The sequence below is a fragment of the Streptomyces sp. NPDC041068 genome, assembly GCF_040647455.1.
In the GTDB taxonomy this organism is placed as follows: Bacteria; Actinomycetota; Actinomycetes; order Streptomycetales; family Streptomycetaceae; genus Streptomyces.
The window spans coordinates 24,843-45,330 of sequence record NZ_JBEZCG010000021.1 but is presented as its reverse complement, the minus strand read 5'-3'; the positions used below and the strand labels follow the sequence as shown (position 1 = coordinate 45,330).

The 20,488-nt window shown below is 72.1% G+C and carries 15 protein-coding genes; 7 read left to right on the top strand and 8 right to left on the bottom strand.

Annotation, left to right across the window (positions count from 1 at the left end):
- Positions 1 to 2: 2 nt before the first annotated feature.
- Positions 3 to 746 carry a VOC family protein gene (locus tag AB0B50_RS37155; RefSeq protein WP_362340253.1) on the top strand — a complete coding sequence of 248 codons (744 nt, stop codon included), beginning with the start codon at positions 3 to 5 and terminating at the stop codon, positions 744 to 746.
- 23 nt (positions 747 to 769) lie between these two features.
- On the opposite strand, the gene AB0B50_RS37150 is transcribed toward AB0B50_RS37155, so the two are convergent.
- Positions 770 to 1,645 (bottom strand): LysR substrate-binding domain-containing protein, encoded by an 876-nt coding sequence (locus AB0B50_RS37150; RefSeq protein WP_362340252.1) that lies wholly within the window; start codon positions 1,643 to 1,645, stop codon positions 770 to 772.
- Positions 1,646 to 1,740: 95 nt separating this feature from the next.
- Between AB0B50_RS37150 and AB0B50_RS37145 the strand changes: the two genes are divergently transcribed.
- From AB0B50_RS37145 to AB0B50_RS37130, 4 genes are all read left to right on the top strand, one after another.
- Positions 1,741 to 2,448 (top strand): succinate dehydrogenase, encoded by a 708-nt coding sequence (locus AB0B50_RS37145; protein WP_362340251.1) that lies wholly within the window; start codon positions 1,741 to 1,743, stop codon positions 2,446 to 2,448.
- A gap of 3 nt (positions 2,449 to 2,451) precedes the next feature.
- On the top strand, positions 2,452 to 4,410 hold the full coding sequence (locus AB0B50_RS37140) for a fumarate reductase/succinate dehydrogenase flavoprotein subunit (protein WP_362340250.1): 1,959 nt from the start codon (positions 2,452 to 2,454) through the stop codon (positions 4,408 to 4,410).
- Positions 4,407 to 5,153 (top strand): succinate dehydrogenase/fumarate reductase iron-sulfur subunit, encoded by a 747-nt coding sequence (locus AB0B50_RS37135; protein WP_362340249.1) that lies wholly within the window; start codon positions 4,407 to 4,409, stop codon positions 5,151 to 5,153. Before AB0B50_RS37140 ends, AB0B50_RS37135 begins: the two co-directional genes overlap by 4 nt.
- 89 nt (positions 5,154 to 5,242) lie before the next feature.
- Positions 5,243 to 6,757 (top strand): acyl-CoA synthetase, encoded by a 1,515-nt coding sequence (locus AB0B50_RS37130; protein WP_362340248.1) that lies wholly within the window; start codon positions 5,243 to 5,245, stop codon positions 6,755 to 6,757.
- On the opposite strand, the gene AB0B50_RS37125 is transcribed toward AB0B50_RS37130, so the two are convergent.
- From AB0B50_RS37125 to hppD, 7 genes are all read right to left on the bottom strand, one after another.
- Positions 6,758 to 7,774: an ABC transporter permease gene (locus AB0B50_RS37125; RefSeq protein WP_362340247.1), complete on the bottom strand. Its 1,017-nt coding sequence runs from the start codon at positions 7,772 to 7,774 to the stop codon at positions 6,758 to 6,760.
- Entirely contained in the window at positions 7,771 to 9,387 is a 1,617-nt protein-coding gene (locus tag AB0B50_RS37120) for a sugar ABC transporter ATP-binding protein (protein ID WP_362340246.1), read from the bottom strand. The genes AB0B50_RS37125 and AB0B50_RS37120 overlap by 4 nt, the downstream gene beginning before the upstream one ends.
- Positions 9,388 to 9,402: 15 nt before the next feature.
- On the bottom strand, positions 9,403 to 10,374 hold the full coding sequence (locus tag AB0B50_RS37115) for a sugar ABC transporter substrate-binding protein (RefSeq protein ID WP_362340245.1): 972 nt from the start codon (positions 10,372 to 10,374) through the stop codon (positions 9,403 to 9,405).
- Positions 10,375 to 10,433: 59 nt separating this feature from the next.
- Positions 10,434 to 11,492 carry a LacI family DNA-binding transcriptional regulator gene (locus AB0B50_RS37110; protein ID WP_362340244.1) on the bottom strand — a complete coding sequence of 353 codons (1,059 nt, stop codon included), beginning with the start codon at positions 11,490 to 11,492 and terminating at the stop codon, positions 10,434 to 10,436.
- A gap of 170 nt (positions 11,493 to 11,662) precedes the next feature.
- Positions 11,663 to 14,038, bottom strand: coding sequence for an excinuclease ABC subunit UvrA (locus tag AB0B50_RS37105; protein ID WP_362340243.1), 2,376 nt, complete (start codon positions 14,036 to 14,038; stop codon positions 11,663 to 11,665).
- Between the two features lie 99 nt (positions 14,039 to 14,137).
- Positions 14,138 to 15,247 (bottom strand): alpha-hydroxy acid oxidase, encoded by a 1,110-nt coding sequence (locus AB0B50_RS37100; protein WP_362340403.1) that lies wholly within the window; start codon positions 15,245 to 15,247, stop codon positions 14,138 to 14,140.
- A gap of 94 nt (positions 15,248 to 15,341) precedes the next feature.
- Positions 15,342 to 16,442 carry a 4-hydroxyphenylpyruvate dioxygenase gene (hppD, locus tag AB0B50_RS37095; RefSeq protein ID WP_362340242.1) on the bottom strand — a complete coding sequence of 367 codons (1,101 nt, stop codon included), beginning with the start codon at positions 16,440 to 16,442 and terminating at the stop codon, positions 15,342 to 15,344.
- 212 nt (positions 16,443 to 16,654) lie between these two features.
- Here hppD and AB0B50_RS37090 point away from each other — a divergent pair, with 212 nt between their 5' ends.
- Together AB0B50_RS37090 and AB0B50_RS37085 are read left to right on the top strand one after the other, a co-directional pair.
- Entirely contained in the window at positions 16,655 to 17,821 is a 1,167-nt protein-coding gene (locus tag AB0B50_RS37090) for a prephenate dehydrogenase (protein ID WP_362340241.1), read from the top strand.
- Between the two features lie 197 nt (positions 17,822 to 18,018).
- Positions 18,019 to 20,376, top strand: coding sequence for an aminotransferase class I/II-fold pyridoxal phosphate-dependent enzyme (locus tag AB0B50_RS37085; RefSeq protein ID WP_362340240.1), 2,358 nt, complete (start codon positions 18,019 to 18,021; stop codon positions 20,374 to 20,376).
- Positions 20,377 to 20,488 lie beyond the last annotated feature (112 nt).

Below are 20,488 nucleotides of genomic sequence, written 5' to 3'. Positions count from 1 at the left end.
CGGTGATCCGTTGGGCGTACGCCTTCATCGACCGGCCGCGTGACCGCTTCCCGCAGGCGTGCGCCTTCTGGGCGGCGGTCACCGGCACCCGGCTCTCCGAACTGCGGGGCCCGGACGGCGAGTTCGTGACACTGCTGCCGCGCGGCTCCGCCGACGCCTTCGTGAAGGCGCAGGCCGTGGGCGGTCCCGGCGGCGCGCATGTCGACCTCGCGGTGGACGACCTCGCCGCCGCCACGGTCCGCGCCCGCGCGCTCGGTGCCGCCCCGGTCCTCGCGGAGGACGGCCTCGAAGTGCTCCGTTCACCCGGCGGACTGTTGTTCTGTCTGGTGCCCTGGGAGGGCGAGGCGTCCCGTCCGGCGCCGGTCGAGGGGCCCGGCGGCGCCACCGCCCGCCTGGACCAGGTGTGTGTGGACGTCGCCCCGGAGGCCTTCGACGCGGAAGTCGCCTTCTGGTCGGCGCTGACCGGCTGGGAGTCCGTCGAGACGCGGCTCCCCGAGTTCCGTCGGGTGCTGTCGCCGCCCGGTCTGCCGCTGCGGATCCTGATGCAGCGCCTGGACACACCCGGGCAGCCCATCGGCGCCCACCTCGACCTCGCCTGCTCGGACGTCGAAGCGGCGCGGACCTGGCACGAGAGCCATGGCGCGGAGTTCGTCTCGCGCGGCGCGGCCTGGCTGGTGATGCGGGACCCGGCGGGCGGCCTGTACTGCCTGACGACGCGTGATCCGGAGACGGGCCGCGCCGGTTAACCGCTCCCGCGGGGCCCGGAGCCTCAGCGTTCGAGCAGCATCCGCTGGAGTTCGCGGGCCGCCCTCGGCGGGGCCACGTCGCTGCGGTGGGCCAGCGCGATCGTGCGGTGCAGGCTCGGTCGGGAGAGCGGGGTCATCCGCAGGTCGGACCCCGAGCGTTCGGCGACCATGCGGGGCACGACCGCCACCCCGAGGCCCGCGCGCACGAAGCCGAGCACCGCGTCCATCTCGCCGCCCTCCACCGCGAACTCGGGCTCGAAGCCCTCGGCGCGGCAGGCGGCGACGGTGAGCTCCCGCAGGTCGTAGCCGTGCCGGAACATCACGAGGCGTTCGCCCTGGAGGTCCGCGATCCGTGCGGAAGTCCCCAGGCGCCGTGACCCCGGCGCCGAGACCACGACCAGGTCCTCACGCAGCAGCTCCAGGGTCGTCAGCGCGGGCGAGGGGGTGGGCAGGGGAAGCACCACGAGGGCCAGGTCCAGGGCGCCGCGCGCCAGTTCGCGTACGAGATCGTGCGAGCCGCCTTCCTCGATGAGGAGCTGGATGCCGGGGTGGCGGTCGTGGAAGGCGCGCAGGACGTCCGGCAGCAGGCCCGTGCACACGCTCGGGGTCGCCCCGAGGCGGATGCGGCCGCGGCGCAGCTGCGCCAGCTCCTGCACCTCGATGCGGGCGGTGTCCGCGTCCGCGAGGATCCGGCGGGCCAGCGGAAGCAGCGCCTCACCCGCGTCGGTCAGCGCGATGTTGCCGCGCGCCCTGCTGAACAGCTCCGCGCCCAGCTCCTTCTCCAGCGCCCGGATCTGCTGCGAGAGCGAGGGCTGCGAGACGTGCACCTCCTCGGCGGCCCGCGTGAAGTGCCGGGTCTCGGCGACCGCGACGAAGTAGTGCAGCTGCTGGAATTGCATACCGGCACGATACGACGCTCCATAGGCAATAGCTATCGACATGAGCCGAACCATCTCTTGGACCGATCGGGACTTTCGGCCGTAGCGTCGATGACATGGCTCTGGCAACGCGGACGGACAAACGGCCGTCCATGACCCGTACGCTCTGGGACTCCACCATCGGCAAGAAGACCGTGATGGCGGTGAGCGGCCTGATCATGCTGCTCTACCTGGTCGCGCACATGGTCGGAAACCTGAAGATCTTCTTCGGTCCCGAGGAGATCAATCACTACGCGCACTGGCTGCGGACGGTCGGCGAGCCGTTCATGCACTACGAGTGGACGCTCTGGCTGGTCCGCGTGGTCCTCGTCGTCGCGGTCGTCGCGCACGCCACGTCCGCGTACCAGCTGAGCCGTCGCGACATCAAGGCGCGCCCCACCAAGTACGTGCACAAGAGGCGCGAGGCGAGCTTCGCCACCCGCACCATGCGCTGGGGCGGCATCATCCTCGGCCTCTTCATCGTCTGGCACATCCTCGATCTGACGACCGGCACCGTGCACCCGGGCAACTACCAGCACCTGCACCCGTACCAGAACATCATCGACACCTTCTCGACCTGGTACGGCAACGTCATCTACATCGTCGCCGTCGTCGCCCTCGGCTTCCACGTCCGGCACGGACTGTGGAGCGCCGCGCAGACCCTGGGCGTGGGCACCGCCACCCGCGACCGCGTCCTCAAGCCCCTCGCCAATGGCCTGGCCCTGGTGCTCGTCGTGGGCTTCGTCTCCGTACCCGTGGCCGTCATGACCGGACTGGTGAGCTGACCGATGAACTACTCCAGTGAATACGCCGAGTACGCGACCGGCGAACCGGTCGTCGACACCAAGGCCCCCACCGGGCCGATCGCCGAGCGCTGGGACGACCGCCGCTTCCAGGCGAAGCTGGTCAACCCGGCCAACCGCCGCAAGCACACTGTGATCGTCGTCGGTACCGGTCTGGCGGGCGGAGCCGCCGGGGCCACGCTCGCCGAACAGGGCTACCACGTCGTGCAGTTCTGCTACCAGGACTCGCCGCGCCGCGCCCACTCCATCGCCGCGCAGGGCGGCATCAACGCCGCCAAGAACTACCGCAACGACGGCGACTCCATCCACCGGCTCTTCTACGACACCGTCAAGGGCGGCGACTTCCGGGCCCGCGAGTCCAACGTGCACCGCCTCGCGCAGATTTCCGTCGAGATCATCGACCAGTGCGTCGCGCAGGGCGTGCCGTTCGCCCGTGAGTACGGCGGGCTCCTCGACACCCGCTCCTTCGGCGGCGTCCAGGTGTCCAGGACCTTCTACGCGCGCGGGCAGACGGGGCAGCAACTGCTCCTCGGCGCCTACCAGGCGCTCAGCCGGCAGATCGCCGCGGGGAACGTGGAGATGCATCCGCGTACGGAGATGCTCGACGTGATCGTCGTCGACGGGCGCGCCCGCGGCATCGTCGCCCGCGACCTGATCACCGGCAGGATCGACACGTACTTCGCCGACGCCGTGGTCCTCGCCTCCGGCGGCTACGGCAACGTCTTCTACCTGTCGACCAACGCCATGAACTCCAACGCCACGGCCGTGTGGCGGGCCCACCGGCGCGGCGCCTACTTCGCCAACCCCTGCTTCACCCAGATCCACCCCACCTGCATCCCGCGCACCGGCGACCACCAGTCCAAGCTCACGCTGATGAGCGAGTCGCTGCGCAACGACGGCCGCATCTGGGTGCCCAAGGCCAAGGGCGACACCCGCCCGGCCAACGAGATCCCCGAGGACGAGCGCGACTACTACCTGGAGCGCATTTACCCCTCCTTCGGCAACCTCGTCCCGCGCGACATCGCGTCCCGCGCCGCCAAGAACGTCTGCGACGAGGGCCGCGGCGTCGGCCCCGGCGGGCAGGGCGTGTACCTCGACTTCGCGGACGCCATCCGGCGGATGGGCAAGAAGAAGGTCGAGGAGAAGTACGGCAACCTCTTCGACATGTACGAGCGGATCACCGCGGAGAACCCGTACGAGGTGCCGATGCGGATCTACCCCGCCGTGCACTACACGATGGGCGGCCTCTGGGTCGACTACGACCTGCAGACGACCGTCCCCGGGCTCTTCGCGGTCGGCGAGGCCAACTTCTCCGACCACGGCGCGAACCGGCTCGGCGCGAGCGCCCTCATGCAGGGCCTCGCCGACGGCTACTTCGTGCTGCCGTCCACCATCAACGACTACCTCGCGCGCAACCCGCACAAGGACGAGGTGAGCGACGAACACCCCGTCGTGCAGGAGGTCCTCGCCGAGACCGAGGACCGCCTCAACCTCCTGCTGTCCGTGGACGGCGACCGCACCCCCGACTCCTTCCACCGCGAACTGGGCGAAGTCATGTGGGAGTTCTGCGGCATGGCGCGCACCGAGACGGGACTGCGCAAGGCCCTGGAGCGCATCCCGCAGATCCGCGAGGAGTTCTGGCGCTGCATCAAGGTGCCGGGCACCGGCGAGGAGTTCAACCAGTCCCTGGAGAAGGCCAACCGGATCGTCGACTACCTCGAGCTCGCCGAGCTCATGTGCCTCGACGCCCTGCACCGTGCCGAGTCCTGCGGCGGCCACTTCCGCGAGGAGTCCCAGACCCCCGAGGGCGAGGCCGCCCGCGTCGACGAGGAGTTCTCGTACGCGGCCGCCTGGGAGTTCACCGCCACCGGCGACGCCCCCGTCCTTCACAAAGAAGACCTCGTCTTCGAGTACGTCCACCCCACTCAGCGGAGCTACGCATGAAGCTCACCCTGCGCGTCTGGCGCCAGAAGAACGCCGACGCCGACGGCGCGATGTCCACGTACGAAGTGGACGGCATCTCCTGCGACATGTCCTTCCTGGAGATGCTCGACACCCTCAACGAAGAGCTCATCGTCAAGGGCGAGGACCCCGTCGCCTTCGACCACGACTGCCGCGAGGGCATCTGCGGCGCCTGCTCGCTCGTCATCAACGGCGACGCGCACGGCCCCGAGCGCACCACCACCTGCCAGCTCCACATGCGGTCCTTCAAGGACGGCGACACGATCGACATCGAGCCGTGGCGCGCCGCCGCCTTCCCGGTCGTCAAGGACCTGGTGGTGGACCGCTCGGCCTTCGACCGGATCATCCAGTCCGGCGGCTACATCAGCGCCAACACCGGCTCCGCGCCCGAGGCGCACGCAACCCCCGTGCCCAAGCCGGACGCCGACTCCGCCTTCGAGCACGCGGAGTGCATCGGCTGCGGGGCGTGCGTGGCCGCCTGCCCCAACGGCTCGGCGATGCTGTTCACCTCCGCCAAGGTCAACCACCTCAACGTGCTTCCGCAGGGCGCCCCCGAGCGGGAGACCCGCGTCCTCGACATGGTGGCGCAGATGGACGAGGAGGGCTTCGGAGGCTGCACGCTCACCGGCGAGTGCGCGACCGCCTGTCCGAAGGGGATTCCCCTTCCCTCCATCGCCGCCATGAACAAGGAGTGGCTGCGGGCCACCAGGAAGGTGAGCCGCTGAGGGCGGCGTGGGGCAGAGGGGACCCGCGGGCTGTTTGTGGCTGATCGCGCAGTTCCCCGCGCCCCTTCGGGGCGCGTACCTTTCGGCGCATGTATCCGGGAGCGTACGACCCTGCCAGGCCGGCCGTCGTCACCGCCGATGGCACACGGACCCTCAGCTACGGACAACTCGAAGACCACTCCCTGCGGCTCGCGGATCATCTGCGGGCCGCGGGCTTGCGCCGGGGCGACCACTTCGCCCTGCTCTGCGACAACGACCCGCGCGCACTGGAGGTCTACTGGGCCGCCCTGCGCTCCGGCCTCTATCTCACCGCCGTCAACCACCACTTGAGCGAGGACGAGGCCGCGTACATCGTGCGTGACTGCGGGGCCCGCGCACTGATCGTCTCCGGCTCGCTCGCCGAACTGGGCGAGCGGGTGAGGGAGTTGGTGGGCGGGCCGCCGCACGTACTCGGCCTCGACGACGGCACGTACGACAAGGCGCTGGACGCGGCATCCGCCGTGCCGCCGCGCAGGCAGCCGCTCGGCACCGACATGCTCTACTCCTCGGGCACCACGGGCAGGCCCAAGGGCGTCAAGCCGCCGCTGCCCGAGGGCGACGTGCGCGAGCAGCCCACGACGTACACCGTCGTCTTCCAGACCATGTACGGCTTCGGCGAGGACACCGTCTACCTCTGCCCCGCGCCGATCTACCACGCGGCACCCCTGCGCTTCTGCGGCGTCGTGACCGCGCTCGGCGGCACCGTCGTCCTGATGGACTCCTTCGACGCCGAAGCGGCGCTCGCGGCCGTCGAGCGGCATCGGGTGACGCACAGTCAGTGGGTGCCGACGATGTTCGTGCGCATGCTGAAGCTGCCCGCCGAGGTGCGCGAGCGCTACGACACCTCGTCGATGAAGATCGCCATCCATGCCGCCGCGCCCTGCCCCGTCGAGGTCAAGCGGCGGATGATGGACTGGTGGGGGCCCGTCCTGTACGAGTACTACTCCTCGACGGAGGGCAACGGCATCACGTTCATCTCGCCCGAGGAGTGGCTGCGCAAGCCGGGTTCCGTCGGGCGCGACGGTTTCCTGGGGAACCTGCGGATCTGCGACGAGGAGGGCCGCGTCCTGCCGCCCGGCGAGACCGGCACCGTCTACTTCGAGCGCGACGAGACGCCCTTCCGCTACCACGGCGACGAGGCCCGCACCCGCGAGGCCCAGCACCCCGAGCACCCCAACTGGACCACCACGGGCGACATCGGCCACGTCGACGAGGACGGCTACCTCTTCCTCACCGACCGCAAGGCCTTCATGATCATCTCGGGTGGCGTGAACGTCTATCCGCAGGAGGCCGAGGACGTCCTCGTGCTGCACCCCGCCGTCGCCGACGTGGCGGTCGTCGGGGTGCCGGACACCGAGATGGGCGAGGCGGTCAAGGCGGTCGTCCAGGTCGAGCCCGGCATCACGCCGGGACCCGAACTGGAGCGTGAGCTCGTCGCGTTCGCGCGGGAGCGCATGGCCCACTACAAGGCCCCGCGCAGCGTCGACTTCGCCGAGCGCCTGCCGCGCACGCCCACGGGCAAGCTGGCCAAGTCCCGGCTGCGCGACGCCTATCGGAACGCGTGATCAGCCGAGCCGGGCCGCGAGACGGTCGCGGTAGTGGTCCACCACCACCGCGACCATGATCACGCCACCGGTGATCATCTGCCGCTGGAAGTCCGAGACGCCCATCAGGAGAAGGCCGTTGGTGAGCACGCCGAGCAGGCATGCGCCGAGGAGGGTGCCGATCATCGAGCCCTTGCCGCCGGACAGCGACGCCCCGCCGATCACGACGGCCGCGATGGCGCTCAGTTCATAGCCGCCGCCGAGGATCGGCGAGGCGATGTTCAGGCGCGCCATATAGGTGATCGCGGCGATGCCGACGCAGAACCCCGCGATGACGAAGACCGCGACCTTCACCACCGAGGTGCGGTGCCCGGACAGGCGCACCGCCTCCTCGTTCGAGCCGATCGCGAAGACCAGGCGGCCGAACACCGTCCGCGTCAGCACGAGATGGCCGGCCGCGACCATGGCGAGGGCGATCCAGAAGAGCGCCGGGACGCCGAGCAGCGTCGAGGTGCCGAAGCGGCTGAAGCCCTGCGGGAAGTCGTACTGTGTCTTGGCGTCCGTGTAGTCGAGGGCGGCGCCCCGGGCGATGTTGAGCATGCCGAGCGTGACGATGAAGGAGGGGACGCGCCAGCGCTCCGACACGAAGCCGTTGACCAGGCCGCAGGCCATGCCGACGGCAACGGCCACCAGGACGGCCAGCGTGACCGCCGTGCCCACCGAGAGGTCCTTGTCGGTGAGGGCGTCGCCCGCGACCACCGCCGAGAGCGCCATCACCGAGCCGACCGACAGGTCGATGCCGCCGACCAGGATGACGAAGGTCAGGCCCACCGCGAGCATCGTGTTCAGGGTGATCTCGGTGGCGATGTTGGTGAGGTTGCCGGTGGTCGCGAACTTCGGCGCGGCCAGCGTGAAGACGGCCACCAGGGCGAGCAGGGCGACCCCGGTGCCCGCCTCGCCCATCGCCTGGCGGGCGAGCGAGCCGACCGTGGAGCGGTCTTCGAGTGGGCGCGGGGGAGCGGGCGGAGCGGAGGTCATGCGCGGGCACCCTTCGTCGTGCCGGCGGAGGGATCGTCGGTGAATCCGCTGCCGTGGCCGCCGGTCGAGCCGTCGGCGGAGCCGTTCGTACAGCCGGAGTACGCCAGCGCGAGGATGCGCGAGCTGTCGAAGTCGGCGCGGGCCACCTCGCCCGCCACGCTGCCGCGCGAGAAGACGAGCAGGCGGTCGCAGATGCCCATCAGCTCCGGCAGGTCGGAGGAGACGATCAGCAGCGCCCTGCCGTCCGCCGCGAGGTCGACGAGCTGCTGGTGGATCTCGTACCGCGCGCCCACGTCGATGCCGCGCGTCGGCTCGTCCACCACCAGGACGTCGGCACCCGCGAGGAGCCATCTGCCGAGGACCACCTTCTGCTGGTTGCCGCCCGACAGCGTACGAACGGCCCTACGCACCCCGGGAGTTCGCACCCGCAGCCGCTCCACCGTCTCGCGCGCGATGCGGTCCTCCGCGCCGCGCCGCAGCAGCCCCGCACGCGAGACGCGTGCCATGGCGGCGAGCGTCACGTTCGCCGAAAGAGACAGGTCGAGGACGAGGCCCTGCCCCTTGCGGTCCTCCGTCAGCAGACTGATGCCGTGCCGCACGGCATCGCGCGGGCCCCTGATCCGCACCGGCCTGCCCTTCACCAGGACCTGCCCGCCGACCGCGCGATCCGCGCCGAACAGCGCCCGCACGGTCTCCGTGCGCCCCGAACCCACCAGGCCCGCCACGCCCACCACTTCACCGGCGCGCAGCGCGAACGAGACGGGGGCGCCGCCGCGCGGCGTGAGGCCGCGCACGCGCAGCAGCTCCGCTCCCGGCGTGCGCGGCACGTACGGCGGGTACTCCCGCACCAGGTCGCGGCCGACCATCAGCCGGATCACCTCGGCGGTGTCCGTGCCCGCGACGTCCTTGGTCACCACGTGACGGCCGTTGCGCAGCACCGTCATCCGGTCGGCGAGTTCGAAGATCTCCTCCAGGTGGTGGGAGATGTACAGGACCGCCGTGCCGCGCTCGGTGAGGGACCGCAGCAGTGCGAAGAGGCGCCGGGTCTCGCGTGGGGTGAGCGTTGCCGTCGGCTCGTCCATCACCAGGACCCGGCACTCCTGGTGCAGCGTCCGCGCGATCTCCAGGAGCTGCATCTGCGCGATGCCGAGCCGCTCCACCTTGGTCTGCGGCCGCACCTCCAGGCCGACTTCGGAGAGCAGTTCCCGGGCGAGGCGGTGCAGGGCGCGCCGGTCCACGAAGCCGTGGCGGCGCGGCAGACGCCGCAGGAAGAGGTTCTCGGCGACGGAGAGATGCGGCACCAGGTGGAACTCCTGGTGCACCACCTGCACGCCCGCCCGCATCGCCGCCGCCGCATCGCCCGGCGCGTACGGCGCGCCGCCGAGCCGCATCGTGCCGCTGTCCGGCGGCTGCGTGCCGGCGAGGATCTTCACCAGGGTCGACTTGCCCGCGCCGTTCTCGCCGACGAGGGCGTGCACCTCGCCCGGGACCAGATCCAGGCGTACGCCGTCGAGGGCGACCACCCCGGGGAACGCCTTGGAGACGTCCGCGACCTCCAGGACGGGCTCCCCGTCGCGGAGGTCCTTCGTGCGTACGGCCGCGTGTACGTCCATGCCACGCACCCGCCGTCAGCCCAGATCGTCGGCGGTGACGACCTTCACGTCGGTCTTCACCCAGCCCGTGGGCTCGTCGCCCTCGATCGCCTTCATCGCCTGGTCGATGCCGTCGGCCGCCTGCTTCGCCGCGTACTGGTCGACCGTCGCCACGACCCGGCCCTTCTTCACGTACGGGCGGATGGCCTCGATGTTGTCGAACGAGGCGATCTTCACGGAGGCGGCGGCCTTCTTGGCGTCGATGGCCTTCAACGCGCCCAGCGCCATCGAGTCGTTGGAGGCGAGCACGCCCTTGATGTCCGGGTGCGCGGTGAGGATGTTGCCGAGGACGTTGTACGCCTCGTCCGTCTCCCAGTGCGCGGTCTTGGACGAAACCACCTTCAGACCGCCCGCCTCGGCCGCCGCGCGGAATCCGGCGGTGCGCCGGCGGGCGTTGTCGGCACCGGGGCTGCCTTCCAGGAGGGCGACCTCGGCTCCCTTGCCGAGCTCCTCGGCCAGCACCTCGCCCGAGAGGCGGGCGCCTTGTTCGTTGTCAGGGCCGACGAAGGGGACCTTCATGCCGGCGGCCTTCAGGGCGCCGTCGTCGAGCTTCACGTCGATGTTGATGACCTTCAGACCCTGCTTCTCGGCCCGTTGGAGGGGCGCGACAAGGGCGCGGGAGTCGGCGGGCGCGATCACGAGGGCGTCGACGCGGTCGGTGACGCAGCGGTTGATCGCCGCGACCTGGCCGTCGATGTCCGTCTCGTTCTGGATGCCGCTGGTCTTCAGGTCGAGGTCGTCCCGCTTCTTCGCGTGGGCCTTCGCGCCCTTCTCCATGACCTGGAAGTACTCGTTCCCCAGCGACTTCATCACCAGGCACACGGTGGGGCGCCCGCCGTCGCCGGGCTCGTCGGCGGCCGACCCTTCGCCCTCCTGGCCGCAGGCGGTCAGGGCCGTCGCGGCACCGAGGGCACAGGCGAGGGTGAGAGCGGTGGTGCGGTGCTTCATCGCGTGACTGCCTTCCAGTGGTGGGGGATGGTCGGTGGCTGTCGGGATGCCGGACGCCGTCAGGGCGCCGGGACGCCGCCCGCGGGATCCGGGCAGCCGCACGAGCCCCGGGCGAGCAGGGTCACCGGCAGGGCGTCGCGGGTGGGGGCGAGGTCCGGATCCCTGATGTGCGCGAGCAGCCGGCGCACCGCGGTACGGCCGAGCTCCTCGAACGGCTGGCGCATCGTGGACAGCGCCGGAGTCGTGTACGCTGCCGCCGCGATTCCGTCGAACGCGACAAGGGCGAGGTCGTCGGGGACCCGGATGCCGAGTTCGCTCGCCGCGCGTATGACACCTGCCGCCTGTGTGTCGCAGGTGACGAACAGGGCGTCCACCCTGTGGTCCCTTGACAGCAGGGCGAGGCCCGAGCGGTAGCCGTCGAGCCGGTCGAACGAGCCGTGCAGGAGCGGCGCGGCGGCTCCGTTCCCGCCGCCGTCCGCGCCCGTGCCTGCCGCCAGGCCCGCCTCCGCCAGAGCGGATCGCCAGCCCGCGACACGGTCCACGGTCGGGTGGATGCCCTCGGGGCCCGCGACGCACCCGATACGGCGCCGGCCGTGGGCGAGCAGATGCAGCGTCGCATCCCGGGCGCCCCCGAGGTTGTCGGCCAGGACGTGCGAGGCGGCCACGCCGTCCAGTTCGCGGTCAAGGACCAGACGGGCCACGCCGGAGCGGGCCAGTTCGGCGCGCCAGGGCCGGTCGCCCCGCGAGGGGATCAGGACGAGCCCGTCGACCCGCCGGTCCAGGAACGTCCGCAGATAGCCGGCCTCGCGCCCGGCGTCGTCCACGCTGTTGCCCACGAGCAGGGTGTAGCCCGCCGCCCAGGCGTGGTCCTCCAGGGCGCGGGCCAGCTCGGCGAAGAACGGGTTCGCCGCGTCCGGCACGACCAGGCCGAGCGTCATCGTGTGGCGCATGCGCAGCGACCTGGCGACCCCGTTGGGGCGGTAGTCGAGCGCCCGGACGGCCGCGAGGACCCGCTCCCTGGTGGCCGGTGCCACGGACCGCGGTCCGTTGTTCACCACGTAGCTGACGACCGAGGGCGAGGTGCCCGCGAGCCGGGCCACGTCCTGCCGTGTTGCCATGCGGGGCCTCCCTCGCGGGTCGGCGTATGCACCTGGGCGTACGACTCGGCGTACATCTGGGCGTACCGCTCGGCGTGCGACACGAGTTGGCAACTCGTGTCGCGTCAGGATCGGCCGAGCCCGCCGGTCGCCACAAGGCGGTGTTTCGGCCCCGTCGGTCGCCCGCGGTCTCAGCCCTGTCCTTCGTCCTCGCCGCGCGCCCGCGCCAGATACGGCGCGGTGCGGCTGCCCTCGGCCCGTGCCACGTCAGAGGGGGTGCCGGCCGCCACGATCAGCCCGCCCTCGTCGCCGCCGCCGGGGCCGAGGTCGACCACCCAGTCGGCACCCGCGACCACCGCCATGTCGTGCTCGACGACGACCACCGAGTTGCCGGCGTCGACGAGTTCGTGCAGGCGGTGTGTGAGGACCTCGACGTCCGCCGGGTGCAGGCCCGTCGTCGGCTCGTCCAGGAGGTAGAGGGTGTGGCCCCGCCGGACGCGCTGCAACTCGCCGGCCAGTTTGATGCGCTGGGCCTCGCCGCCCGACAGCTCCGTGGCCGGCTGGCCGAGCCGCAGATAGCCGAGGCCGACGTCGAGCAGCGTGCGCAGGCTGCGTACGACGGACGGGGTGTCGGCGAAGAAGTCCGCCGCGGCCTCGACGGTCAGGTCGAGCACCTCCGCGATGTTCCTTCCGTGGTACGTCACTTCGAGCGTCTCGGGGTTGTAGCGCGCGCCCGCGCAGGACGGGCAGGGCGCGTAGGTGCTCGGCAGGAAGAGCAGCTCGACGCTGACGAAGCCCTCGCCCTGGCAGGTCTCGCAGCGGCCGCCCGCCACGTTGAAGGAGAAGCGGCCGACGCCGTAGCCGCGCTCCTTCGCCGTGTCCGTGGCGGCGAAGACCTTGCGGACGACGTCGAAGAGGCCGGTGTAGGTGGCGAGGTTGGAGCGGGGGGTGCGTCCGATCGGCTTCTGGTCGACGCGCACCAGACGCCCGACCCCCGCGAGGTCCTCGGTGATCTCGCCGACGAGCGTGGACTTGCCCGAGCCCGAGACGCCCGTGACCGCGGTGAACGCGCCGAGCGGGAGCTCCGCCGTCACCTCGCGCAGGTTGTGCCGGGTGACCGGGCCGACCTTCAACCAGCCCTGGGGAGTGCGTAGTTCGCGTACGCCAGTGGGGTCCTGGCCGAAGAGGAAACGGGCCGTCGCCGAGTCGCGGGCCCCCGCGAGCTCCGCCACCGGGCCGCTGTGCAGCACCCGTCCGCCGTGCTCGCCCGCCTGCGGGCCGACGTCGACCAGCCAGTCCGCGTGCCGCATGACGTCGAGGTGGTGCTCCACGACGAACACGGAGTTGCCCGCCGCCTTGAGCCGGTCCAGGACCGTCAACAGGGCCTCGGTGTCCGCCGGGTGGAGCCCTGCCGACGGCTCGTCCAGGACGTACACCACGCCGAAGAGCCCCGAACGCAGCTGTGTCGCGAGGCGCAGGCGCTGCAGTTCGCCCGCGGAGAGCGTGGGCGTGGCGCGGTCCGGGCTGAGATAGCCGAGGCCGAGCTCGGTGACGGTCGCGATGCGGGCGAGCAGGTCCTCGGTCAGGACGCGGGCGGTCTCCGATGCACCGGTCGCACCGGGTGAACTCGCTTCTGCTGCAAGGGCGTCGGCGAGCTCGGACAGCGGCAGCGCGGCGAGTTCGGCGATCGTGCGCCCCGCGAACGTGACCGCCATCGCCTCCGGGCGCAGCCTGCTCCCGCCGCACGCCGGGCACGGCGCGCTCTCCAGGAACCGCTCGGCCTTGGCGCGCAGCGTCTGGCTCTTGGAGTCCGAGAACGTCTTCATCACATAGCGCCGGGCGCTCATGTACGTGCCCTGGTAAGGGCGTTGGATGCGCCCGGCGTCGCGCACCGGGTGCACGGTCACCACCGGCTGCTCGTCCGTGAAGAGGATCCAGTCGCGGTCCCGCAGCGCGAGCTCGCGCCAGGGGCGGTCGACGTCGTATCCGAGGGTGTCCAGGACGTCGCGGAGGTTCTTGCCCTGCCAGGCACCCGGCCACGCGGCGATCGCGCCCTCGCGGATGGAGAGAGACGGGTCGGGCACCAGGAGGTCCTCGGTGGTGCGGTGGACGCGGCCGAGGCCGTGGCACTCGGGGCAGGCGCCGGCCGCCGTGTTCGGCGAGAAGGCGTCGGAATCGAGCCGCTCGGCGCCCTCCGGGTAGCTGCCCGCGCGCGAGAAGAGCATCCGCAGGGAGTTGGAGAGGGTGGTGACCGTGCCGACGGAGGAGCGCGAGGTGGGGGCCGAGCGGCGCTGCTGGAGCGAGACCGCGGGCGGAAGGCCGGTGATCTCGCCGACCTTCGGCGCGCCCACCTGATGGATCAGACGTCGGGAGTACGGGGCGACGGACTCGAAGTAGCGCCGCTGGGCCTCGGCGTAGATCGTCCCGAAGGCGAGCGAGGACTTGCCGGAGCCGGAGACGCCCGTGAACACCGCGAGGACGTCGCGGGGGATGTCCACGTCGACGCCCTGGAGGTTGTGCTCACGGGCACCCCGGACGCGTACGAACGGGTCGTGGGGGCTGTGCATGGGCGGGGCTCCGTACGCGGCTCGGGGACAAACCCCACGATTCTAGGCCGCGGCCCCGCGCGCGACCCGGGGGGAGGGGCACCCGGTGTCGCAGGCCCCTCACACACCCCCGGCGGCGGCACTCGTGCACCCCGGTTGCGGGACCGCGGCGTGGCGCACCGTCCGCAGTTCCTTCGCCGACGCCACGTCCGCGCAGCCCGCGAGGCCCAGCGCGTCACGGAACTCCTCGGCGAACAGGTCGAGGACCCGCCGGGCACCGGCCTCGCCACCCAGGGCAAGCCCCCACAGCGGAGGCCGCCCGACCAGGACGCCGGACACGCCGAGCGCCAGCGCCCTGAGGACGTCCGTGCCGCTGCGGATGCCGCTGTCGAGCAGCACCTCGCACCGGCCTGCCAGGGCCGACACCACCGCGGGCAGCGCGTCGACGCTCGGAACCGCTCCGTCCAGCTGGCGGCCCCCGTGGTTGGAGACCACCACGGCGTCGACCCCGCACTCGGCGGCGCGCACCGCGTCCTCGGCTGCGAGGACGCCCTTGAGGACCAGCGGAAGCCGCGTCCGCTCCCGCAGCGCCGCCACCGACGACCACGTCAGGGCCGGGGAGAACGCCGCCTCGGTGTGGACGGCGAGCGCGGAGGCCGCGTCCGCCGGTGCCCGGTGCGCCGCCGAGGGGCCTTCGGCCAGATGCGCCGCCCGCACGTGGTCCGGCAGCGCGAACCGGTTGCGCACGTCCCGCAGGCGGCGCCCCATCCACGGGACGTCGACCGTCAGGACGACCGCCTCCGCGCCCGCGTCCTCGGCCCGGCGGACCAGGTCGAGGGAGCGCCCGGCCTCGCGCAACCAGTACAGCTGGAACCAGACCGTCCCTCCGGCCCGGACGATCCGCTCGATCGGGACGCTGCTGAGCGTGCTCGCGGTGAACGGCACGCCCGCCGCCCGCGCCGCCCGAGCGGCGGCCAGTTCTCCCTCGGGGTGCACCAGACGCTGGTACGCGACGGGCGCGACCGCCAGCGGCATGCGGACGGGCCGTCCGAGGAGCGTCGTCCCGGTCGCGCACGCCGACACGTCACGGAGCACGCGCGGCACGAGGAAGACCCGGTCCAGGGCGGCGCGGTTGGCGGCGAGCGTCGTCTCGGCCCCGCTGCCGCCCGCCACGAAGTCCCGTACGTCGGCGGGCAGGAGAGCGGCGGCGGCGCGCTCGGCGTCGGCCACGCAGCGGACGTCGGCGAGGGACCGGACACCATGGGCCGGACCCCGGACGTCGTCGGCGGGGGCCGTGCTCCCGGCCACCGCCACCGCCCCCACGTCAGCGCTGATGGAATCCACGCTGCCTCGTGCGCTCCAGCTCCACGGCCTCGTAGAGGGCCTTGATGTTGGCGCTGCCGAAGGTCGCCGCGCCCTGGCGTTCGATGATCTCGAAGAACAGCGTGCCCCGCGGGTGGGACGAGGCGGTGAAGATCTGGAAGAGCTGGCCGTCGTGGTCCTCGGCGGCGAGCACGTTCGTCGCCCGCAGGTCGTCGAGGCGCTCCTCGCTCAGCTCGACCCGGGCGCCGAGCAGGTCGTAGTACGACGACGGCGTGCGCAGGAAGGTGACGCCGCGCTCCGACAGGGCCCGCACCGACCGCACCGCGTCGCGCGCGGAGAACGCCAGGTGCTGGACGCCGGGACCGTGATGGTCCTTCAGGAACTCGTCGACCTGCCCGGAGGCGGCCGAGGTGTCGGGCTCGATGAGCGTGAGCGTCACGGTGCCCGATCGGCTCTGCACGGCCGTCGACTCCATGGCCTGGGTCCCGACGACGATGCGCTCCTCGAAGATGTCCCGGAAACCGAGGGCGTCGCGGTAGTAGTCGACCATCGGGCCGAGGTCGCCCGCGTTCAGGCACACCGCGACGTGGTCGAGCTCCAACAGGCCTACGTCGTCGGCCGGTTCGCCGTCGTACGGCACGGGTGTGTACCCGGCGGGGAGCCCGAGGCCCTCGCCGGGGTCACGCTGGACGAGCGTGTGGACGGTGTCACCGAACCCGCGGACCGCGGCGGTGACGGCCGGGCCGCCGTCCGTGTGCCGTTCGGGGCTCCGGTGGGCCAGGGCGCCGCGCGAGAGCGCCGCGTGGTAGGCCGCGTCGGCGTCGGCGGTGCGCAGGGCGATGTCGGCGACGCCGTCGCCGTGGTCGAGGACGTACGCCGACCCGGGATGCTGCTCCGAGGTCGCCTGGGTGAGGACGAGCGTGATCCTGCCGTGGCGGAGCGCGATGCCGCGGGACTCCGCGGATTCGCTGGTGCCCGCCACCGTGAAGGCGTACCTGTCGACCCAGGAGGCCGCCGCGGCGTCCAGGTCTTCGACGTACATCTCGACGTAGTCGATCGACAGATCCGCGAGTGGATCCGCTGCCTTTGATAAATCCCTCATGAATGTCTCCAGATCCGGAGAGAAATGAGCGATGTGGACTCTACGAGCCAGATCTCGGGTCTGGCCAACGAGGAATATGGACGGCGCTGTCAAGGAAAGCGAATCGAAACAGCGAACCTGGTGGGTCGCGGTGCCGGATGCATAAACTCGGCTGGCCTTTCGGTTAATACTCCCCGGCCTTCGACGGCCTTTTGAACGGGTGATGACTTGTGATGCGCACCATGGCCGTCGTCGGCACCGGGCTGATCGGCACCTCGGTCGCGCTCGCCGCGAGCCGGCGGGGCGTGACCGTGTTCCTCTCCGACCGCGACCCCGCGGTCGCCCGCACCGCCGCCGCGCTCGGCGCCGGACGCGCGCGGGCCCCCGCCGAGCCGGTCGACCTGGCGGTGATCGCCGTCCCGCCGAGCGACGTGGGCGCCGTCCTCGGGGAGTTGCAGGCGCGCGGCCTCGCCCGCAGCTACACCGACGTGGCGAGCGTGAAGGCCGAACCGGAGCGGGCTGCCCTGAGCCGCGCCCCCGACCCCGCGAGCTACATCGGCGGGCACCCCCTGGCCGGACGGGAGCGCTCCGGTCCGCTTGCGGCGCGCGCCGAGCTGTTCCAGGGCCGCAACTGGGTGCTCACCCCCTCCCGGCTGACCTCGGACGAGGCCTTCAACCGGGCCCTGGAACTGGTCGCCCTGTGCGAGGCCGTGCCGGTCGTGATGCGCAGTCAGGACCACGACGCGGCGCTGGCCGTGACCTCCCACGTACCGCACCTGATGGCCAGCCTGATGGCGGCCCGGCTGCGCGAGGGGCCCGCCGAGCTGTCCCGCGTCGCAGGTCAGGGCCTGCGCGACGCCACCAGGACCGCCGGGGGCGACTCACGGCTCTGGGGCGACATCGTGCGGTCCAACGCCGAGGCCATCGCGGGCGTCCTGAAGGACCTGCACATGGATCTCTCCCGCCTCGTCCCCGCCCTCGACGCGCTCGCGCGGCCCGGCGGAGGCGACCGGGACCACGGCATGCGGACGCTGGTGGACCTGCTCGACCGGGGCGTCTCGGGGGTGGCGGGCATCCCGGGCACCGGTCACCGCGCCGCGCCCGGCGACCCCCGGGTGCGGGTGGCTCTCACGGATCGGCCCGGTGAACTGGCGCGGCTCCTGGCCGACGTCGCGGAACTCGGCGTCGTGGGGGAGGACGCGGCCGTCGACGCGGGTGGGGCGGGAGGCGGACTGACCGTACTGTTCACCGTGCCGCCGACCGTCGCCGACCGGATGGCGGCCGAACTCGGGGCGGCGGGCTGGGACGCGGTGCGCGAGCGTGCGGGGCGGGCCGAGCGGGTCGAGCGGCCCGAGCGGGGCGAGGGTGAGGGTGTGGTGCTGCCGGTCGGATCCGCCTGACCGGCGAGTGGTTTACGGGACACGTGGAAAAGGTGGGAAAAGCCGCCGATCCCGGTTCCGTGATCGGACCCGTCCGCACTTGTCCAAGTGTGCGATTCGGACGGTTGGACGACGTTGTTGGACTGTCGGGATTCATGTGAGTCTGAGCGCCTGGTGCCACATTCCCGATAACTTCCGGACGCCTGGGGGAAATATTCATGGCGGGACAGATCGCCGACGGCCCCGCGCGGTTTGCACGCGACGGCCACAAGAACACGGATTCCGTTCCTGCCAATTCACCTTCGACCGACGGGGGCGCGGAGGCCGGGGAGCGCGCGACGGCCGAGGATCGTCCCGCGGCCGAAGCGCGCTCCTCGGTCGCGGGCCGCGAGGCGTTCGACCGCACGGGGCTGCGGCAGGGCGGACCGGGGAGTGGGAATCCCGGGCCGCCCGAGACCGCCGTGAAGATCCTGGACCGCAGCTGGTCGGCGCCGTTGGTCGTCGGCCCGCTCGACGCCCCGGCACGGCCCGGCGGTGAGTTGGCCGTCGTCCAGGCCGCGGGGGCGGCCGGACTCCCGGCCGTCGTCAGCGCCTTCGCCGAGCGGCCCTTCGCCGAGCTCTCCTCGGCCGCCGACCTGCCGCTGTGGCTGCGTACGTACGCCTTCCACGACCCGGAGACGGCCCGGCGCCTGGCCGGACAGGCCGAGGACGCCGGGTTCGGCGCGCTGCTCCTCGCCCTCGGCGGCCGCGACGACGTCCGCCTCAGGCGGGTCGCGGCCCCCGCCAACCTCGGCACACAAGGGCCGCTCGCCGACGTGCGGTCACTGCTCGCCGAGCACGCCGGCTGGGACGACGTCGCCCGGCTGCGCACGGCCTCCTCGCTGCCGCTCCTGGTCGCGGGCGTCCGCACCCCGGCCGAGGCACTGCGTGCCGTGGAGAGCGGCGCCGACGGGCTCGTCGTCACCGGCTTCGACGCGCTCCCCGAGATCGCGGCGTCCGTGGCCGGACGCTGCCCCGTCCTGCTGAGCGGCGGCGTGCGCCGCGGCGCGGACGTCCTCGTCTCCCTCGCCGCGGGCGCCGACGCGGCGTTCGCCGGACGCCCGGTCCTCGACGGACTGCGGGCCGGCGGCCGCGCGGGAGTGGCGGAGGCACTGGGCGGTCTGGTCCGGGAGTTCGCCGAGGCGATGGCGTTCACCGGGACCCGCACCGTCGCGGACATCGGCCCCGAGCTGATCCGCACCGGACCGCGCCCCGCGGACCCGCCGCCGACGAAGGCCGCGCAGCCGCTGCGCAAGGCCGAACTGCACGCCAGCGTCGGCGCCCCCGTCCTGGACACCATGACGTTCCTCAACGAGATCACCTACCGCTACCCGGAGGCCATCTCCTTCGCGCCGGGACGCCCGTACGACGGCTTCTTCGACAGCGAGCAGATCTTCACCCACCTGCGCCGGTACCTCGACCACCTTGCCGAGCAAGGGAGTTCGCCGCAGGACATCCGCACCGCCATGTACCAGTACGGACCCACCGCGGGCCAGATCCGCGAGATCATCGCCGACTCGCTGCGCGCCGACGAGAACATCGACGTGCCCGCCGAGTCCATCGTGGTGACCGTCGGCGCGCAGGAGGCCATGCTCCTGGTGCTGCGCGCGCTGATCACGGGACCAGACGACGTCCTGTTGGTCTCCAGCCCCTGCTACGTCGGGATCACCGGCGCGGCCCGCCTCCTGGACGTCCCGGTGACACCAGTCGAGGAACGGGAGGACGGGCTCTGCTGCGCCGACCTGGAGGCCGCGATCAGGGCCGAGCAGGCACGCGGACGCCGGCCCCGGGCCGTCTACGTCGTACCCGACCACTCCAACCCGTCCGGGACCACCATGGGCCCGCGGGCGCGGGCCGAACTCCTCGAACTCGCCGCCCGCCACGGCATCCTCGTCCTGGAGGACAGTCCCTACCGCCTCGTCAGCCCCGGCCCTCCGCTGCCGACGCTGAAGTCGCAGGACCGCGCGCACACGGTCGTCCACCTGGGGTCCTTCTCCAAGACGGTCTTCCCGGGCGCCCGGCTCGGCTTCGTCGTCGCCGACCAGCCCGTGGTGGACGACGACGGCCGCACCGGCCTCCTCGCGGACGAACTCGCCAAGATCAAGAGCATGGTGACGGTCAACACCTCGTCCCTCAGCCAGGCCGCCGTCGCGGGCGCGCTGCTCGCGGCGGGCGGCCGGATCTCCGAGCTGAACCAGGCGGCGGCCACGTACTACGGCGATGCCATGGGGGCCACGCTCCGCGAACTGGACACCCATCTGCCGCGGGCCCGCAGGGAAGCACTCGGCGTGCGCTGGAACGAACCCACGGGCGGCTTCTTCCTGACCGTGCGCGTGCCCTTCCGCGCGGACAACGCCGCGCTGATCCGCTCGGCGCAGGACTTCGGCGTCATCTGGACGCCCATGACGTACTTCTATCCGGGCGGCGGCGGCCTGCACGGCATCCGCCTGTCGACCAGCTATCTGACGCCCGCTCAGATCGCGGAGGGCACCGCGCGGCTCGCGCGGTTCATCGAGGCCGAGAGCGCGCGGACGTAGATCCACACGACCGTTCCGACGACAGGTCCCACGACCGTTCCGACGAGACAGGTCCCACGAACGTACTGCAGACAGGTCCCACGACCGTACTCACGAGAAGGAAGCAGGACAG